The organism is Acidovorax sp. (assembly GCF_034519795.1).
Classification (GTDB): Bacteria; Pseudomonadota; Gammaproteobacteria; order Burkholderiales; family Burkholderiaceae_C; genus Acidovorax.
Genome location: NZ_JAXHOB010000020.1, coordinates 539,750 through 554,601, shown reverse-complemented (window position 1 = coordinate 554,601; position 14,852 = coordinate 539,750). Strand labels below are relative to the sequence as shown.

Here is a 14,852-nt window from a genome sequence, read left to right as displayed (position 1 = left end):
CCGTCTGGCGGTCACTCATTTCCCGTGGATGAGCGCGAGGTACGCGGTGCGCGTGGGGGCGGACACCGAGGCCACGAGTTGCTCGTGCGGCGTTTTGTGGCGCGCCAGCATGCGCGCCGTGGCAATCGTCTTGGACTTGCAGAACCAGTGGCAGCTGTGCTGCATGAGCAGCAGTTCGGCCGTCATCACGAAGGCCTTGTCCTTGGGCGTGCGGTGCTCGCTGTTCTCCGCCACGCTGGCGATGCCGCGCGCGTGCACGGCCAGTGCGCGGCGCATGTCGAAGGTAGCGGCGGGCAGGATGGCCTGCGCGAAAGGAATGGCCAGGGCCAGGCGGCTGACGCGGGACTGGGCCTCGTCCACCTTGGCGAAGTCGGCTGCAAAGCGCGCGAACTGCTCGGCCAGCTGGGATTCGGTGGTTTCCAGCAGCGACCAGATCTGGCCGCGCCGCTCGTCGGTGCCCTCGCCCAGGGCGCGCAGGTAGCCCTCGGTCAGCGCCTCCATGAGCTTTTCGATCTGGTAGTTGGCCAGGTGGCTGCCCAGCAGCGCAATGCGCTTGCGCTGCTCCTTGGCATTGAGCATGTAGATGCCGCTGGCGATCAGGATCGACAGGATCAGGACGTCCATGGCTCAACCCCGGGGCGGCTGCGGCCAGGGGCGCTGCGGGCCACGGACCAGCTCGAAAGCGCGCGAGACCTGCAGCACCCCGAGGTCGTCGAAGCGTGCGCCCGCAATCTGCAGGCCGATGGGCAGGCCGGCCTCCGTGTAGCCGCAGTTGACCGATGCGGCCGGTTGCTCGGACATGTTGAAGGGCACGGTGAAGCCGATGTGCTCCAGCGGGCGCAGGGGGTCGTTGGTGGGCGAGGGCAGCTCGGCCTGGAAGGCGACCATCGGCGCCACCGGCGAGATCACGTAGTCGAACGCGCTGCAGGCCTTGACGGCCGCTACGCGCGTGAGGTGGAACTGCTGGCTGGCGTTGAACACCGCGGTGCCCGACATGCCTTCGGCGCTGTCGGCCCAGGCGCGGATGTAGGGCAGCACCTTCTCGCGCTTGGCCGCAGGCAGGGCCTGCATGTCGGTGAAGGAGCGCATGCGCCAGAAGTGGTCCATGCCGTCGAGCATGGCCTCTGTCATGAAGGGCTGCATGGGCACGATGGTGGCCCCGGCGGACTCCATCAGGCGCGCGGCGTTTTCCACGGCGGCGCGCACCTCGGGGTCCACCGGCAGGCCGCAGCCGGCGTCCAGCAGCAGGCCGATGCGCAGGCCGCGCAGGCGCTCGGCGCCTTGGTCGAACCGGTCCCAGGCGATGTCCTGCGCGGGCAGGCCCATGCTGTCGCGCGCGTCGGGGCGGCTGAGCACCTGCATCATCAGCGCGGCATCGGCCACGCTGCGTGTCATGGGGCCGGCGGCGCGGCCGGTGTAGGGCGGGTCGATCGGTATGCGGCCCAGGCTGGGCTTGAGGCTGAAGATGCCGCACCAGCTGGCCGGCAGGCGCAGCGAGCCACCGATGTCGGTGCCGATGTGCAGCGGGCCGTAGCCGGCCGCAGCCGCTGCGCCGCCACCGGCGCTGGAACCACCCGGGCCCTTGCTCGTGTCCCAGGGGTTGCGCGCCAGCGGGTGAAAGCTCGACAGCCCCGATGACAGCATGCCGTAGTCGGGCATGGTGGTCTTGGACACGATGACGGCACCGGCCTCGCGCATGCGCGCGGCGGGGGGCGCATCGGCCGCCGCGGGCACCAGGTCCACGGCAGCCGTGCCGGCCGGCAGCGGGTCGCCCTGGGTGGCGATGTTTTCCTTGATGGTGGCGGGCACGCCGTCGAGCGGGCCCATGGGCTCGCCGCGCTTCCAGCGGGCCTCGGAGGCACGGGCCTGGTCCAGCGCCAGGTCGGGGCGCAGCAGGTAGGTGGCCCGGATGTGGGGCTCCCACGCCTCGATGTGCCTGAGCACGGCTTCGGTGACCTCGACGGGAGACAGCGTGCGCTGGCGGTAGGCAGCGATCAGGGCGTGGGCGGGCAGGTCGTGGAGGTCACTCATGGCAGGAGGCTGGGGCAGGAGAGGGGGAGAAAGGTGGCTGCACGGCGGCGTGGCAGCGATAAGGGGGCAGGGGCGCACAGCCTGTGGCTGGCGCCCCTGTCGCCCTGGCGGCGGTGGGCCCGCAAGGGCCGATCCGCCGCCGGGTGGTGGTCATCAGGCCCAGGACAGGACCGAGATGTCGTTCACGAACACGGGCATGTCTTTCCACAGGCCCTTGAGGTTCTTGTTGGCCACCGTGATCCACTGGTTCGAGTACAGGAAGGCGTGCACCGAGTCCTGCGCCAGCAGGCGCTGCGCGTCGCCCAGCAGGCGCGAGCGGTCGGCCGGACGGGCGGCGTTCTTGATCTGGTTGAAGATTTCGTTGAACTTGGGCGAGTTGTAGCCCCAGTAGTAGTCGGGCTTGGCGAAGTTGCCCAGGTCGAACGGCTCGACGTGCGAAATGATGGTCAGGTCGTAGTTCTTGTTGCCGTAGGTGCCGCTGAGCCACTGCGCCCATTCCACGTTCTGCAGCTTGGCCGTGATGCCGATCTTGGCCAGTTGGGCCGCGATCACCTCGCCGCCCTGGCGCGCGTAGGGCGTGGGCGGCAGGGTCACGGTCAGCTCCAGCGGCGTCTTCACGCCGGCCTCGGCCAGCAGCTTCTTGGCCTTCTCCACGTCGTAGGGGTTCACGCCCGTGGTGTCCACGTAGCCGAAGGCCCCGGGCACGTAGTGGCTGCCGATGGGCGCGCCATAGCCGTCGGCGGCGCCCTCGATCACGGCCTTGCGGTCCACGGCGGCGGCGATGGCGCGGCGCACGCGCACGTCATCGAGCGGCTTCTTGGCGTTGTTGATGGCCAGGATGGTCTTGGCGCGCGAGCCGCACACCAGCACCTGGAAGCGCGGGTTGGCCTTGAACTGGCTCACGCTGCGTGGCGTGACGCGCTGGAAGGCATCCACGTCGCCCGCCAGCAGGGCGGCGACCTGGGCGGCCGGGTCGGAGATGAAGCGGAACGTGGCGCGCTTGATCTTGATGCTGGCCGGGGCGCGAAAGCCGCTCCAGGCCGTCAGCACCACGGAAGAGCCCTTGTTCCATGCGCTGAGCTGGTAGGGGCCGGTGCCCACGGGCTTGGTGGCATTGCCATCGACGCTCTTGGGCTCGACGATGATGGACGTGGCCTGGCCCAGGATGAACAGCAGATCGGGGTCGATGTCCTTGTTGAGCAGCACCACGGTGTAGTCGTCCACCACCTGCGTGGTGAGGTTGGCGAAGGTGCGCTTGTCCTTGTTGGTGCTCTTTTCGCCGCCGGCGCGGTCGTAGGAGAACTTCACGGCAGCGGCGTTGAAGGGCTCGCCGTTCTGGAAGGTGACGCCGCGGCGCAGCTTGAAGGTGTAGGTCTTGAGGTCGGGCGAGACTTCCCAGCTCTCGGCCAGCAGCGGCGAGACGCTGCCGTCGGCATTGATCTTGGTCAGCGTCTCGAAGATGTTGTACTGCACGATCTCGGCGATGGCCGAGGCGGCGCCGGCCGTCGGGTCCAGCCCTGGCGGCTCCAGCGTCATGGCCAGCACCACGGCGTCCTTGCGGCCCTGGGCAAGGGCGCCGAACGGGGTGGCGAGGGGCACGGTGGCGATGGCGCCAGTGGCAAGAACGGTACGGCGGTTCAGCATGTTCGGACTCTCCAGACAAAAAACTGACGAAGACCCCGGTGCAAATTGTTACCGGGGAGCACGGAAGCTTTGTACACCATTGGTGGCGCTTGTGGTTATGCGGTTTTCGCGGCTGCGGCCGCAGCGGCGCGCCGGGCACGCGCGCGGCCGGGCTGCACCTGGGGCACCGCGCCCACCAGCGAGCGGGTGTAGGGATGCTGCGCATTGCGAAACAGCTCGGCCGGCGAGCCGCGCTCGACGATGCGCCCCTGGTAGAGCACCACCACTTCATCGCACAGGTGGTTGACCACCGCCAGGTCGTGGCTGATGAGCATGTAGGTGATGCCGAACTGCTGCTGCAGGTCCTGCATCAGGTTGAGCACCTGGGCCTGCACCGAGACGTCGAGCGCGCTCACCGGCTCGTCGGCCACGATCAGGCGCGGGCGCGTGATGAGCGCCCGCGCGATGGCGATGCGCTGGCGCTGCCCGCCCGAGAACTCGTGCGGGTACTTGCCCAGGTCGCTGGTGCGCAGGCCCACCTGCGCAAGCACCTGGCCGGCCTGCTCGCGCTGCTCGGCGCGGCTGGTCTCGCCCTGGGCCTGCAGTGGCTCGGTCACGATGCGCTCCACCGTCTGGCGCGGGTCGAGCGAGCCGTAGGGGTCCTGGAACACCATCTGGAAGTCGCGCCGCGCCTGGCGCAGCTCGGCCGGCGCCAGCGCGTGCAGGTTGCGGCCGAGCAGGTGCACCGTGCCGGCGGTGGGCGCGTCGAGCGCCATCACCGTGCGAGCCAGGGTGGACTTGCCCGAGCCTGATTCGCCCACGATGCCCAGGCTGCGGCCCGAGGCGATGGAAAAGCTCACGCCGTTGACGGCATGCACCTTGCCCGGGGGCTTGAAGAGGTGCTCGCGCGGCAGAGTGTATTCGCGCACCAGGTCCGTGACCTGGAGCAGGGCGGTGTCGGCGCTGGCTGCTGCCGAGGGCTGCTTGCTGCTCATGCGGCCACCTCCACGACTTCGACCGCCTGCTGCGCGCTCAGCGCCTGGGCGATGGCGTCGCGGCGCAGGCAGCGTACCTCGTGGTCACCGTCTGCATCACGGGCCACCAGCGTGGCGGCGGGGCGCTCGTGGTGGCAGGCGTCCACCGTGTAGCTGCAGCGGCCGGCGAACGGGCAGCCGGCGGGCAGGTCCACCAGCTCGGGCACGGTGCCGGCAATGGTCGACAGGCGCGGGCGCTGGCCCGGCGCATGCACTGCGCCCAGGTGCGGGCGGGCGGCGAACAGGCCGCGCGTGTAGGGGTGGGCCATGGCGGAGAAGACCGAGGCGGTGGAGCCGCTCTCGACCACGCTGCCGCCGTACATCACCATCATGCGGTCCACGTTCTGCGAAATCACCCCGAGGTCGTGCGAGATCAGGATGAGCGCCATGTTGCGCTCGGCCACCAGGTCGCTGATGAGGTCCAGGATCTGCTGCTGGATGGTCACGTCCAGCGCGGTGGTGGGCTCGTCGGCAATCAGCAGGTCGGGCCCGCAGGCCAGGGCCATGGCGATGGTGATGCGCTGGCGCTGCCCGCCCGAGAACTGGTGCGGGTAGGCGTCGAAGCGCTGCGCGGCATTCGGTATGCCCACGCGGTCGAGCAGCGATATCGCTTCCTGCCGTGCCTGGGCGGCGCCCATGCCCCGGTGCAGGCGCAGCGGCTCGGCCACCTGGCGGCCGATGCTGTGCACCGGGTTCAGGGCCGTCATGGGCTCCTGGAACACCATGCCGATGCGGTTGCCGCGCATGCGGCACATCTGCGCGTCGGTGCGGCCCACGAGTTCCTCGCCATCGAAGCGGATGCTGCCGCTGACCTGGGCGCTGTCGGGCAGCAGGCCCATGAGCGACATGGCGGTGATGGACTTGCCGCAGCCCGATTCACCGATCAGGCCCAGGGTTTCGCCGCGCTCCAGGGCAAAGCTCACGCCGCGCACGGCGTCGGCAGGGCCCCGGTGGGTCTGCAGGCGGATCTGCAGGTTGGAGACTTCAAGCAGGGGCATGGCAGAAGGTCGTCTTCATCGTTTGCGAGAGAGGCGCGGGTCCAGCAGATCGCGCAGGCCGTCGCCCAGCAGGTTCAGGCCCAGCACGGCGAAGGCGATGGCCAGGCCCGGCCACACGGCCAGCAGCGGCGCCTGGAACATCAGGGTCTGCGCCTCGCTGAGCATGCGGCCCCACGAAGGCTGCGGCGGCTGCGTGCCCAGGCCCAGGTAGGACAGCGCGGCCTCGGCCAGGATGGCGATGGCGAACTGGATCGTGGCCTGCACGATCAGCACCGACAAAATGTTGGGCAGCACATGCTCGATGGTGATGCGCCAGGCGCCCTTGCCGCAGGCGCGCGCCGCCAGGATGTACTCGCGCGACCACACGGCATTGGCCGAGGCGCGCGTGACGCGCGCGAAGGTCGGGATGTTGAAGATGCCGATGGCGATGATGGAGTTGACGATGCCCGCGCCGAACACCGCCGTCATCATGATCGCCGAGAGGATGGCCGGGAAAGCGAAGGTGAAGTCCGCGAGCCGCATGATGAGTTCTTCCACCCAGCCGCGCTTGGCCGCGGCCAGCAGGCCCAGTGCCGTGCCGATGGACAGGCCGATGCCGACCGCGATCACGCCCACCAGGATGGAGTTGCGCGCGCCCACCAGCAGCAGCGAAGCCACGTCGCGTCCGAAGGCATCGGTGCCCAGCCAGTGCGCCAGGGTGGGGCCTTGCAGCTTGCCGGGCAGGTCCATCTCGTAGGGGGACCAGGGGGTCCAGACCAGGGACAGGCTGGCCGCGAGGAGCAGCAGCAGCGACAGCACGGCGCCGATGACGAAGCTGCGGTGGCGCAGCGCGCGGTGCCACCAGCCGGGCGGGGGCGTGCCAGCGGGGCGGATGGAAGGAGTGGAGGGAACGGCGCTCATGGGGTTCGGGGTGTCGTTCAGATGTCGCTGGCTTTGACGCGCGGGTCGATCACGGCGTAGAGGATGTCCACCACGAAGTTCACGATGACCACCATGGCTGCCAGCAGCATCACGCAGTTGCGCACCACGATCAGGTCGCGGTTGGAGATGGACTGGAAGATCAGCCGGCCCAGGCCCGGCAGGTAGAACACATTCTCGACCACGATGGTGCCGGCGAGCAGGTTGGCGAACTGCAGGCCCATCACGGTGATCACCGGGATCATGGCGTTGCGCAGCACATGGCCCCAGAGCGCGGCACGCTGCGACAGCCCCTTGGCGCGCGCGGTGCGCACGAAATCCTCGCGCAGCACCTCGAGCACGGCCGAGCGCGTGATGCGCGCCAGGATGGCGGCCTGCACCACGGCCAGTGCGATGGCGGGCAGCAGCAGGGCCTTGAGGGCTTCGAGCGGGCTGCCGCCAGCGTCTTCCGTCCAGCCCGGAAAGCCTCCGGCCGAGAACCACTGCAGCTTGACCGAGAACAGCAGGATCAAGAGGATGGCGAACCAGAAATTGGGGATGGCGATGCCGATCTGCGCCAGGCCCATCACGCCCACATCGCCCACCTTGTTGTGGCGCGAGGCCGCGTACACGCCTGCGATCAGCGCCAGCACGGTGGTGATCACCATGGCCATCAGGGCCAGTGGCACCGTGAGGGCCAGGCGTTCGAGCACCAGCTCCAGCACTGGCGTGCTGTAGGCGTAGCTGTTGCCCATGTCACCCACCACCAGGCCGCTGATCCACTCCCAGTAGCGCTGCATGGCCGGCTGGTCCAGGCCCAGCTTGGTGGCCAGGGCGGCCACGGCGTCGGGCGATGCGTCGGGCCCCATGAGCATCTGCGCCGCATTGCCCGGCAGGATCTCCAGCACCAGGAAGACGACGATGGAGGCGCCGATCAGCGTCGCCAGGAGCGTGATGAACCGCTTGAGAAAGAACAGTCCCATGGTGGGGTGTCGTGTGGGTGAGGTGGTTGTGCGTGGCGCCCGGTCCGTGGAGATACCCAAGCGTCACAATTAATGTGTATACACAGCATAACGGCAAAAACCCCCACGCTGGCGGTGTTGTGATGTGGTGTGGCTCGCAAGGTACATGCCCGGACCCACGATAATGTGCACCATGAAGCGCGCACTGTCTCCCCCTGTCTTGACCGCACCCCGTGCGCTGGGGGGCGTGCCATGGCACTGATGATCACCGACGAGTGCATCAACTGCGACGTCTGCGAGCCCGAGTGCCCCAACGACGCGATCTACCTGGGCCAGGAGATCTACGAGATCGACCCGCGCAAATGCACCGAGTGCGTAGGGCATTTCGACGAGCCCCAGTGTGTGCAGGTCTGCCCCGTGGCCTGCATCCCCGTGAATCCCCAGCATGTGGAGACCCGGGAAACCCTCTGGCAAAAGTTCCAGCGCTTGCAGGCGCCCGCCCAGGGCTGAACCGCGAACCCTCTCAACTCGCCGCGTCCGGCTGCTTGGCGGCAAGCGGCGGGCTTGCCGTTGCCAGCTCGGGCGGGCGGGGCGGCTTGGGGCGGGGCGGCTTGGGGCGGGGCGGCTTGACCGTGTGGATCAGCAGCGTGGCCTTGTCCATCTCGCCGGCCAGCATCGCCGGGTAGGACTTGAGCGAGTGGCTGATGCTGTCCTCGATCAGCGTGCGCTGGTCGGGGGCGGGCTTCTTGAGCACCCAGTTGGCGACTTCCGACTTCACGCCCGGGTGGCCGATGCCGACGCGCAGTCGCCAGTAGTCGGCCGAACCCAGCTGTGCATGGATGTCGCGCAGCCCGTTGTGCCCCGCGTGGCTGCCACCGCGCTTGAGCTTGACCTGGCCCGGGGGGATGTCGAGTTCATCGTGCACCACCAGAACTTCCTCGGGCGCGATCTTGAAGAAACGCGCGAGCGAGGCCACGGATTTGCCAGACAGGTTCATGAACGTCTGCGGCTGCAGCAACCACACGCTCTGGCCGTGCACGGTGGCACGGGCGGCCAGGCCGTGGTAGCTGCGTTCGGGAACCAGGTGTACCTTCAGTTCGCGCGCGAGGGCGTCGATCCACCAGAAGCCGGCGTTGTGGCGGGTGGCTTCGTAATCGGGGCCTGGGTTGCCCAGGCCTACAAACAGCTTGATCATGGGGGGATTATCGGTGGCTTGCTGTCTGTGGTTGCTGTGTGCCTTCGTTGAGGGCGGAGGCCGGGTCTCGGCCCGGCGGCCGAGGTACTTGTTCTTTGCTTCGCCTAAGAAAAGTACCCAAAAGAAAGGCGACCCCGCTGCCCGTGTCCCCCTCGCCGGTGGCGAGGGGGCAGCCTGCGATGCTCGGACCTGGGGTGACGCCGAAGAACTCCCTGCGCTGCCTCTTCGAGGCAGCTCCGGTCAAACAGCTTCGGCGAGCCAGACAACGATGCGCGTGTCCTTCGGCACGCGCTCACCCCAGGCCCTGCGCTTCTCGGCACGGTCAGAAGGGGGTGGGAGCGGGCTCCCTACGGGCCATTGCTTCGCTCGGCCCGGTGCGCCGTCGCTGCGCTCGGCCTGGGCAGAGAGATCGCGCCCAGGCCGTCGGCAGCGCGCAACGCGCGCGTCCCCGACCCGAGGCGCAGCTGCGCAGCAGCAGCCGTACGTGACCCCGTTTCCACCCCTTCTGGCTGCGCCGAGAAGCGCAGGAGCTGGGGTGGGCGTGTGTGCCGAAGGACACACACGCTTCGTGATCTGGCTTGCCGATGCTGTTTGAGCGGAGTTCGGAGAACGCAGCGAGTTCAGCGGCACCACCCCAGGCCCGAGCATCGCAGGTTGCCCGCAGCGAAGCGAAGGGACGCAGACTGCGGGGCGCTGTTTCTTTGCCTACTTTCTTTTTGCGCAAAAAAAAGTAGGTGCGCCGCCGGGCGCACATCCCGGCCTCCGCCCTTTACACACGCACGCAGCCACCACAGACAAACAAGCGTCCACAAACTCTTCACACAATACCGCTCGAACAAAACAAAAACGGCCCACCGAAGTGAGCCGTTCTTGTTGCTGGAAGCAGCGCCACCAGGGCAACGCTGATCCGGACAGGGAAAAGCCAAGAGTTACTTCTTGCCCTTGCCCTTGCCCTTGGCGTCCGCAGCAGGAGCGGCTTCCACAGGCGTCTCGACAACCACGACCGGGTTGGTCACAGAGACCAGCACGGGGTTGTTCTGGCCACCGCGGATCACGGCGCTCACGCCCTTGGGCAGCTTGATGTCCTTGAGGTGCAGGGAGGTGCCCTTTTGCAGCTTGGACAGGTCCACAGCGATGAACTCGGGCAGGTCCGAAGGCATGCAGGTCACGTCGAGTTCGTTCACGACGGGGTTCACCAGGCAGTGGTCCACCTTGACGGCGTTGGACTCTTCGGCACCGCTGAAGTGCAGTGGCACCTTCATGTGCAGCTTGGTCTTGGCATCCACGCGCTGGAAGTCGATGTGCAGCACGAGTTGCTTGTAGGGGTGGTATTGCACGTCACGCAGCAGGACCTTGCTGGTGGCGCCGGCAACTTCCATGTCCAGCACGCTGGAGTGGAAGGCTTCCTTCTTGAGGGCGTGCCACAGTGCGTTGTGGTCGATCTCGATCAGTTGGGGTTCGGCAGCACCGCCGTAGACGATGCCAGGCGTCTTGCCCGAATTGCGCAGACGGCGGCTCGCACCCGTACCTTGCTTGGCGCGCTCAAAAGCGACGAAGTTCATAACTAGCTCCTGAAAGGGCAGACCGCGACCAGTCGTGCCCTGTTTTAAAAAGACCTGCGTTGCCATGGGGCAGGCAGGCCACATTGCGTTCCCGAACCAACAGACAAGCCTCCCGAAGGAGGCTTGATGTCAACAACAACCGTCTTGCACCACCGAGGGCCTCCTGCGAGGCCCGGGGCATGTCAGAACAGGTTGTCCTGGTCCGAGAACAGACTCATCACCGACTCGCCCTTGGCAATGCGCTGGATCGTTTCGGCGATCAGCGGGGCCACGGAGAGCTGGCGGATTTTTGCGCATCCCCTGGCGTTGTCGTTCAGGGGAATCGTGTTGGTCACCACCACTTCATCGAGGGCCGAGCCCTTGGCGATGCGTTCGATGGCAGGACCTGAGAAAATGGGGTGCGTGCAATAGGCATACACGCTCTTGGCACCGCGCTCCTTGAGCACTTCGGCGGCCTTCACCAGCGTGCCGGCGGTGTCGATCATGTCGTCCATGATCACGCAGTTGCGGCCTTCGATCTCGCCGATCACGTGCATCACTTCGGACACGTTGGCCTTGGGGCGGCGCTTGTCGATGATGGCCAGATCGCAGTTGAGCTGCTTGGCCAGCGCACGGGCGCGCACCACGCCACCGACGTCGGGCGAAACGACGATCAGGTCTTCGTAGTTCTTCTGGCGCAGGTCGCCGAGCAGCACGGGCGATGCGTAGATGTTGTCCACCGGGATGTCGAAGAAACCCTGGATCTGGTCGGCGTGCAGGTCCATGGTCAGCACGCGCGCCACGCCCACGGCCTGCAGCATGTTGGCCACCACCTTGGCGGTGATAGGCACGCGCGACGAGCGGGGGCGGCGGTCCTGGCGGGCGTAGCCGAAGTAGGGGATCACGGCGCTGATGCGCTCTGCCGATGCACGCTTGAGCGCATCGACCATGATCAGCAGTTCCATCAGGTTTTCGTTGGTCGGGGCGCAGGTGGACTGCACCACGAACACATCGCGCGCACGCACGTTCTGCTTGATCTCGACGGTGACTTCACCATCGGAGAAGCGGCCCACATCGGCGGCGCCGAGCGTGGTCCCGAGGTGTTGGGCAATTTCAGCTGCCATGCCAGGATTGGCATTGCCGGTGAATACCATGAAGTCGGGTTGATTGCCTTGCATGAGCGTCCCAGCGGTCTGAAAAAAAAGCCCGTACTACGCGAGTAGATATTTGGCAGGGGAAGAAGGATTCGAACCTTCGCATGCCGGAATCAAAATCCGGTGCCTTAACCAGCTTGGCGACTCCCCTACACGGGTCAACTGCCGAAAGCAGCTAACCGAAATTCTCGTCCGATGCCCACCCTGCCAGAGGATGAACCATCAGATTGTCACATGCCTTGATCTGCCAATCGCCGGGGGCGCCTTCCAGATCTGCTGCATGTGGCATTTGTGCAAACACAGCACTTCCCGAGCCTGTCATCCTGGGCCGCATCCCGCGCTGTTCAAGCCATGAAAGGGCTTGCTTCACATCGGGGCACAGTGCCTCGGCAACTGGCTGCAGATCGTTTCGACCGAAGTCAAAGTGTGTTGCAGCAAAGCCTAAGATTGTAGCACAGCCAGAATCGCGTTTCAAACTCGGCGAAGAAAAAATTGCTTTTGTCTCCAATCCTGCTGCGGGCTTGACGACCGCGAAGCGTGCTTGCGGAAGTTGCTGTGCATTCTCAAGCGGCGTGATTGTCTCACCAATTCCTTCGACAAAAGCGTTCGTGCCGCATAAAAAAAACGGAACGTCCGCGCCGAGGGCCAGGCCGATCTTCTGCAGCGCCTGGCGCGAGAGGTTCAGGCCCCACAGCCGGTTCAGCGCCAGCAGCGTGCTGGCCGCATCCGACGAGCCGCCGCCCATGCCGGCCTGCGCAGGGATGCGCTTGGTGATGCCGATGTGTGCGCCCTCGGTGCAGCCCGTCGCCGATTGCAGGGCATGTGCCGCGCGCAGCACCAGGTCCATCTCGGGCAGCGCCGGGCCCAGGTCTTCGCGGCTCAGGGCGCCGGCCGGCCGGCGTTCGAAGTGCAGGGTGTCGCACCAGTCGATGAGCATGAACACCGACTGCAGCAGGTGGTAGCCATCGGCGCGCCGGCCCGTGATGTGCAGAAAAAGATTGAGCTTGGCCGGTGCGGGTACGTCGAACAGCGATTGCATGGAAGGAAAGGCGGAGGGTAGCGCGCTGCTCAGCGGCTGAACGCGATGCGCAGCGTGGCTTCGGGGGAGGGGTCGTGGCGCCGCGCGACCAGGCGGCCGTCGGCACTGCCCGAGAGGTCGGCCTGCCAGCCGGTGGCCGTGGCCTGGTTGCCGTTGAGCCACTCGAAGATGGCGGCCACGGGGATGGCAGTGCCGGTGGCTTCGCGCAGCAATTCATCCAGCGAGGTGGATTCGCGCTTCTCCTGCCCGGTCAAGAGCTGGGCCCGGCCGTCTTCCCAGTGCAGGCGCGCCAGGGTATTGCCCAGTGGGCTGGTCAGCACCAGTTCGCCCTTGCCGGGGTTGCCCTGCAGGTCGAACAGCGCGGAGAAGGACTGCGATGCCTGGCCTTCCACCTGCAGTGACAGGCGGCCCGACCAGGAGGCCGAAGCAGCAGAGGGGGTGCCGGAGGCCGTGGCGGCCCGGGGCGGCTGGGCGCAGCCCGTGAGCCACAGCATGCAGGCCAGGGCCAGCCATGCCATCCACCGGCCCAACGGCAGGCCATCGCCCGGCCTGCCGGCGGCGCTGCCAGTGCTGCGCATCAGGGCTTGGCCCCCAGGCGCTTCAAGGTGTCCTTGAGGCTGTCGTTCTCGGGGTTCAGGCGCAGGCCTTCGCGCCAGATGCCCAGGGCCTTGTCGCGCTCGCCCATGCTCCAGACCACCTCGCCCAGGTGGGCGGCGATCTCGGCGTCGGGCCGGGCCTTGAAGGCGGTCTCCAGCAGGTCGCGCGCCTTGGCCTTGTTGCCCATGCGGAACTCCACCCAGCCCAGGCTGTCGGTGATGAAGGGGTCGCCAGGGGCCAGCTCCAGGGCCTTGGCGATCAACTGGCGGGCCTCGGGCAGGCGCTGGCCGCGCTCGGCCATCGAGTAACCCAGCGCGTTGTAGGCGTGGTGGTAGTCGGGCTGGCGCGCGATGATCTGGCGCAGCAGCTTTTCCATGGTGTCGAAGCGGCCGATCTTCTCGGCCAGCATGGCCTGGTCGTAGAGCAGTTCGCTGTCCTCGGGGGCCAGGGCCACGAGTTCGGTTTGCACCTCGTAGGCGTCCTGGAAGAGGCGCTGGTCGCGCAGCAGTTGCACTTCGGCCAGCAGCTTCATGCGCTTGTCGTCTTCGGTCACGCCGGGCAGGGCACGCAGCAGCGCCCGCGCCTGGGCGACCTTGCCTTGCTTGGCGAGCAGCGAGGCGCGGCGGCTCTGGGCGCTGAACAGCTCGCCCGAGTTCTCGATGCGGGCGAGCCAGCCTTCGGCCGCAGCGAAATCCCCGCGCTTTTCGGCAATCTGCGCGTACAGCAGATGGGCCTGGTTCAGGCTGCGCTGGCGCGCTTCGCGGTTGATGCCCGGGCCCTCGATGAGCGCCAGAAAGCGCTTGAGGGAGGTTTCGGCCAGGTCCAGGCGGTTGTCCTGCAGCTGCAGCGTGGCCAGGATCAGCCAGGGCTCCGGCAGGTCCGGCTTGGCCCGGGTCACGGCTTCGAGCTGGGTCTTGGCTTCGGCATACTTCTGCTGGCCGAGCAGCACGCGCGAGTAGGCCATCTGCATTTCGGGCGTGGCCTGCGGCTGGCTGGCGAAATAGCGGGCCACCAGCGCTTCCCCTTCGGGCACGCTCTCTTCCTGCAGCTCCAGGCCCAGGCGGGCAGGGCCTTCACTGGCCGGGTCCAGATCCTGGGCGGCGCGGGCGCTGGCCAGCGCTCCGGTCTTGTCGCCGGCGGCCAGGCGCACGCGCCCGATGGCAATGTGCGCGGCGGCCGCGTTGTCAGGCTTGGCCAGTTCGTCGACCAGGGCCTGCTCGACCACCTTGGCGGCCAGGGGCTTGTCGCTGGCGCGGGCGAACATCTGGGGCACGATGCCCAGGATGGTGGGCTTGGCCTGGACCGGGGCCTGGGCCAGTTCCTGGCGCAGCAGCTCCGGCGTCTCGCCGATGCGGTTCAGGGCGATCAGGATCTGTAGCACATAGCGGTTGGCCTCGCGCGAATCTGGCTGGGCGTCGCGCCAGGCCTTGGCCGCTGCCAGCGCATGGTCGCCCGCGCGCGCCTGCAGGGCCATGTCGGCGGCGCGCTGGTAGAGCTGGGGGTTGTTGGTGCGCCGCGCCGCCTCCAGCATGAGGGCGTAGCCCGTGCCCGCCTCGCCGGTTCGGGCGTTGATCTCGCCCATGAGGATTTCATAGAACAGCTCTGCATCCAGGGCAGGGTTGCTCGAAGGGGCGCCGTCGGATGGGGGGTCGGCCGCCGGTGGCGCTGCACCGCCGGGTGGCTGCTGCGCATGGCCCACGCTGGCGATAGCTGCAAGAGCAACTGTCAATACGGCAGACCGAAAGTAGTTTGAAGGCACCATCGACCCATAATAATCCATG

14 protein-coding genes and 1 tRNA gene are annotated in these 14,852 nt (G+C 67.3%); 1 reads left to right on the top strand and 14 read right to left on the bottom strand.

The window, feature by feature from the left end:
- Positions 1 to 15: 15 nt before the first annotated feature.
- The 7 genes from U5N23_RS23790 to U5N23_RS23760 form a co-directional block, all read right to left on the bottom strand.
- A complete protein-coding gene (locus U5N23_RS23790; RefSeq protein ID WP_322595180.1) occupies positions 16 to 624 on the bottom strand; it encodes a hypothetical protein in 609 nt (202 codons plus the stop codon).
- A gap of 3 nt (positions 625 to 627) precedes the next feature.
- Positions 628 to 2,031, bottom strand: coding sequence for an amidase (locus U5N23_RS23785; protein WP_322595179.1), 1,404 nt, complete (start codon positions 2,029 to 2,031; stop codon positions 628 to 630).
- Between the two features lie 153 nt (positions 2,032 to 2,184).
- The gene (locus tag U5N23_RS23780; RefSeq protein ID WP_322595178.1) at positions 2,185 to 3,675 is read right to left on the bottom strand and encodes an ABC transporter substrate-binding protein; all 1,491 of its coding nucleotides are present in this window, start codon (positions 3,673 to 3,675) and stop codon (positions 2,185 to 2,187) included.
- A gap of 95 nt (positions 3,676 to 3,770) precedes the next feature.
- On the bottom strand, positions 3,771 to 4,649 hold the full coding sequence (locus U5N23_RS23775; protein WP_322595177.1) for an ATP-binding cassette domain-containing protein: 879 nt from the start codon (positions 4,647 to 4,649) through the stop codon (positions 3,771 to 3,773).
- A complete protein-coding gene (locus U5N23_RS23770) occupies positions 4,646 to 5,686 on the bottom strand; it encodes an ABC transporter ATP-binding protein (protein ID WP_322595176.1) in 1,041 nt (346 codons plus the stop codon). The genes U5N23_RS23775 and U5N23_RS23770 overlap by 4 nt, the downstream gene beginning before the upstream one ends.
- Before the next feature lie 15 nt (positions 5,687 to 5,701).
- Positions 5,702 to 6,586 (bottom strand): ABC transporter permease, encoded by an 885-nt coding sequence (locus U5N23_RS23765; protein ID WP_322595175.1) that lies wholly within the window; start codon positions 6,584 to 6,586, stop codon positions 5,702 to 5,704.
- A 17-nt stretch (positions 6,587 to 6,603) separates the two neighbouring features.
- Positions 6,604 to 7,566 carry an ABC transporter permease gene (locus U5N23_RS23760; RefSeq protein WP_322595174.1) on the bottom strand — a complete coding sequence of 321 codons (963 nt, stop codon included), beginning with the start codon at positions 7,564 to 7,566 and terminating at the stop codon, positions 6,604 to 6,606.
- Positions 7,567 to 7,797: 231 nt separating this feature from the next.
- On the opposite strand from U5N23_RS23760, the gene U5N23_RS23755 reads away from it, so the two are divergent.
- Positions 7,798 to 8,055 carry a YfhL family 4Fe-4S dicluster ferredoxin gene (locus U5N23_RS23755; RefSeq protein WP_322595173.1) on the top strand — a complete coding sequence of 86 codons (258 nt, stop codon included), beginning with the start codon at positions 7,798 to 7,800 and terminating at the stop codon, positions 8,053 to 8,055.
- A 13-nt stretch (positions 8,056 to 8,068) separates the two neighbouring features.
- On the opposite strand, the gene pth is transcribed toward U5N23_RS23755, so the two are convergent.
- The 7 genes from pth to U5N23_RS23720 all read right to left on the bottom strand — a co-directional run bounded on the left by pth (position 8,069) and on the right by U5N23_RS23720 (position 14,851).
- Positions 8,069 to 8,740, bottom strand: a complete 672-nt coding sequence (gene pth / locus U5N23_RS23750) for an aminoacyl-tRNA hydrolase (RefSeq protein ID WP_322595172.1) — start codon at positions 8,738 to 8,740, stop codon at positions 8,069 to 8,071.
- Positions 8,741 to 9,669: 929 nt separating this feature from the next.
- A complete protein-coding gene (locus U5N23_RS23745) occupies positions 9,670 to 10,302 on the bottom strand; it encodes a 50S ribosomal protein L25/general stress protein Ctc (protein ID WP_322595171.1) in 633 nt (210 codons plus the stop codon).
- A 182-nt stretch (positions 10,303 to 10,484) separates the two neighbouring features.
- The gene (locus U5N23_RS23740) at positions 10,485 to 11,459 is read right to left on the bottom strand and encodes a ribose-phosphate pyrophosphokinase (protein ID WP_322595170.1); all 975 of its coding nucleotides are present in this window, start codon (positions 11,457 to 11,459) and stop codon (positions 10,485 to 10,487) included.
- 50 nt (positions 11,460 to 11,509) lie between these two features.
- Positions 11,510 to 11,586, bottom strand: a tRNA-Gln gene (locus tag U5N23_RS23735).
- A gap of 24 nt (positions 11,587 to 11,610) precedes the next feature.
- Positions 11,611 to 12,474 carry a 4-(cytidine 5'-diphospho)-2-C-methyl-D-erythritol kinase gene (gene ispE, locus U5N23_RS23730; RefSeq protein ID WP_322595169.1) on the bottom strand — a complete coding sequence of 288 codons (864 nt, stop codon included), beginning with the start codon at positions 12,472 to 12,474 and terminating at the stop codon, positions 11,611 to 11,613.
- 29 nt (positions 12,475 to 12,503) lie between these two features.
- On the bottom strand, positions 12,504 to 13,052 hold the full coding sequence (locus U5N23_RS23725; RefSeq protein WP_322595168.1) for an outer membrane lipoprotein LolB: 549 nt from the start codon (positions 13,050 to 13,052) through the stop codon (positions 12,504 to 12,506).
- The gene (locus tag U5N23_RS23720; protein WP_322595167.1) at positions 13,052 to 14,851 is read right to left on the bottom strand and encodes a tetratricopeptide repeat protein; all 1,800 of its coding nucleotides are present in this window, start codon (positions 14,849 to 14,851) and stop codon (positions 13,052 to 13,054) included. The genes U5N23_RS23725 and U5N23_RS23720 overlap by 1 nt, the downstream gene beginning before the upstream one ends.
- Between the last annotated feature and the right edge of the window lies 1 nt (position 14,852).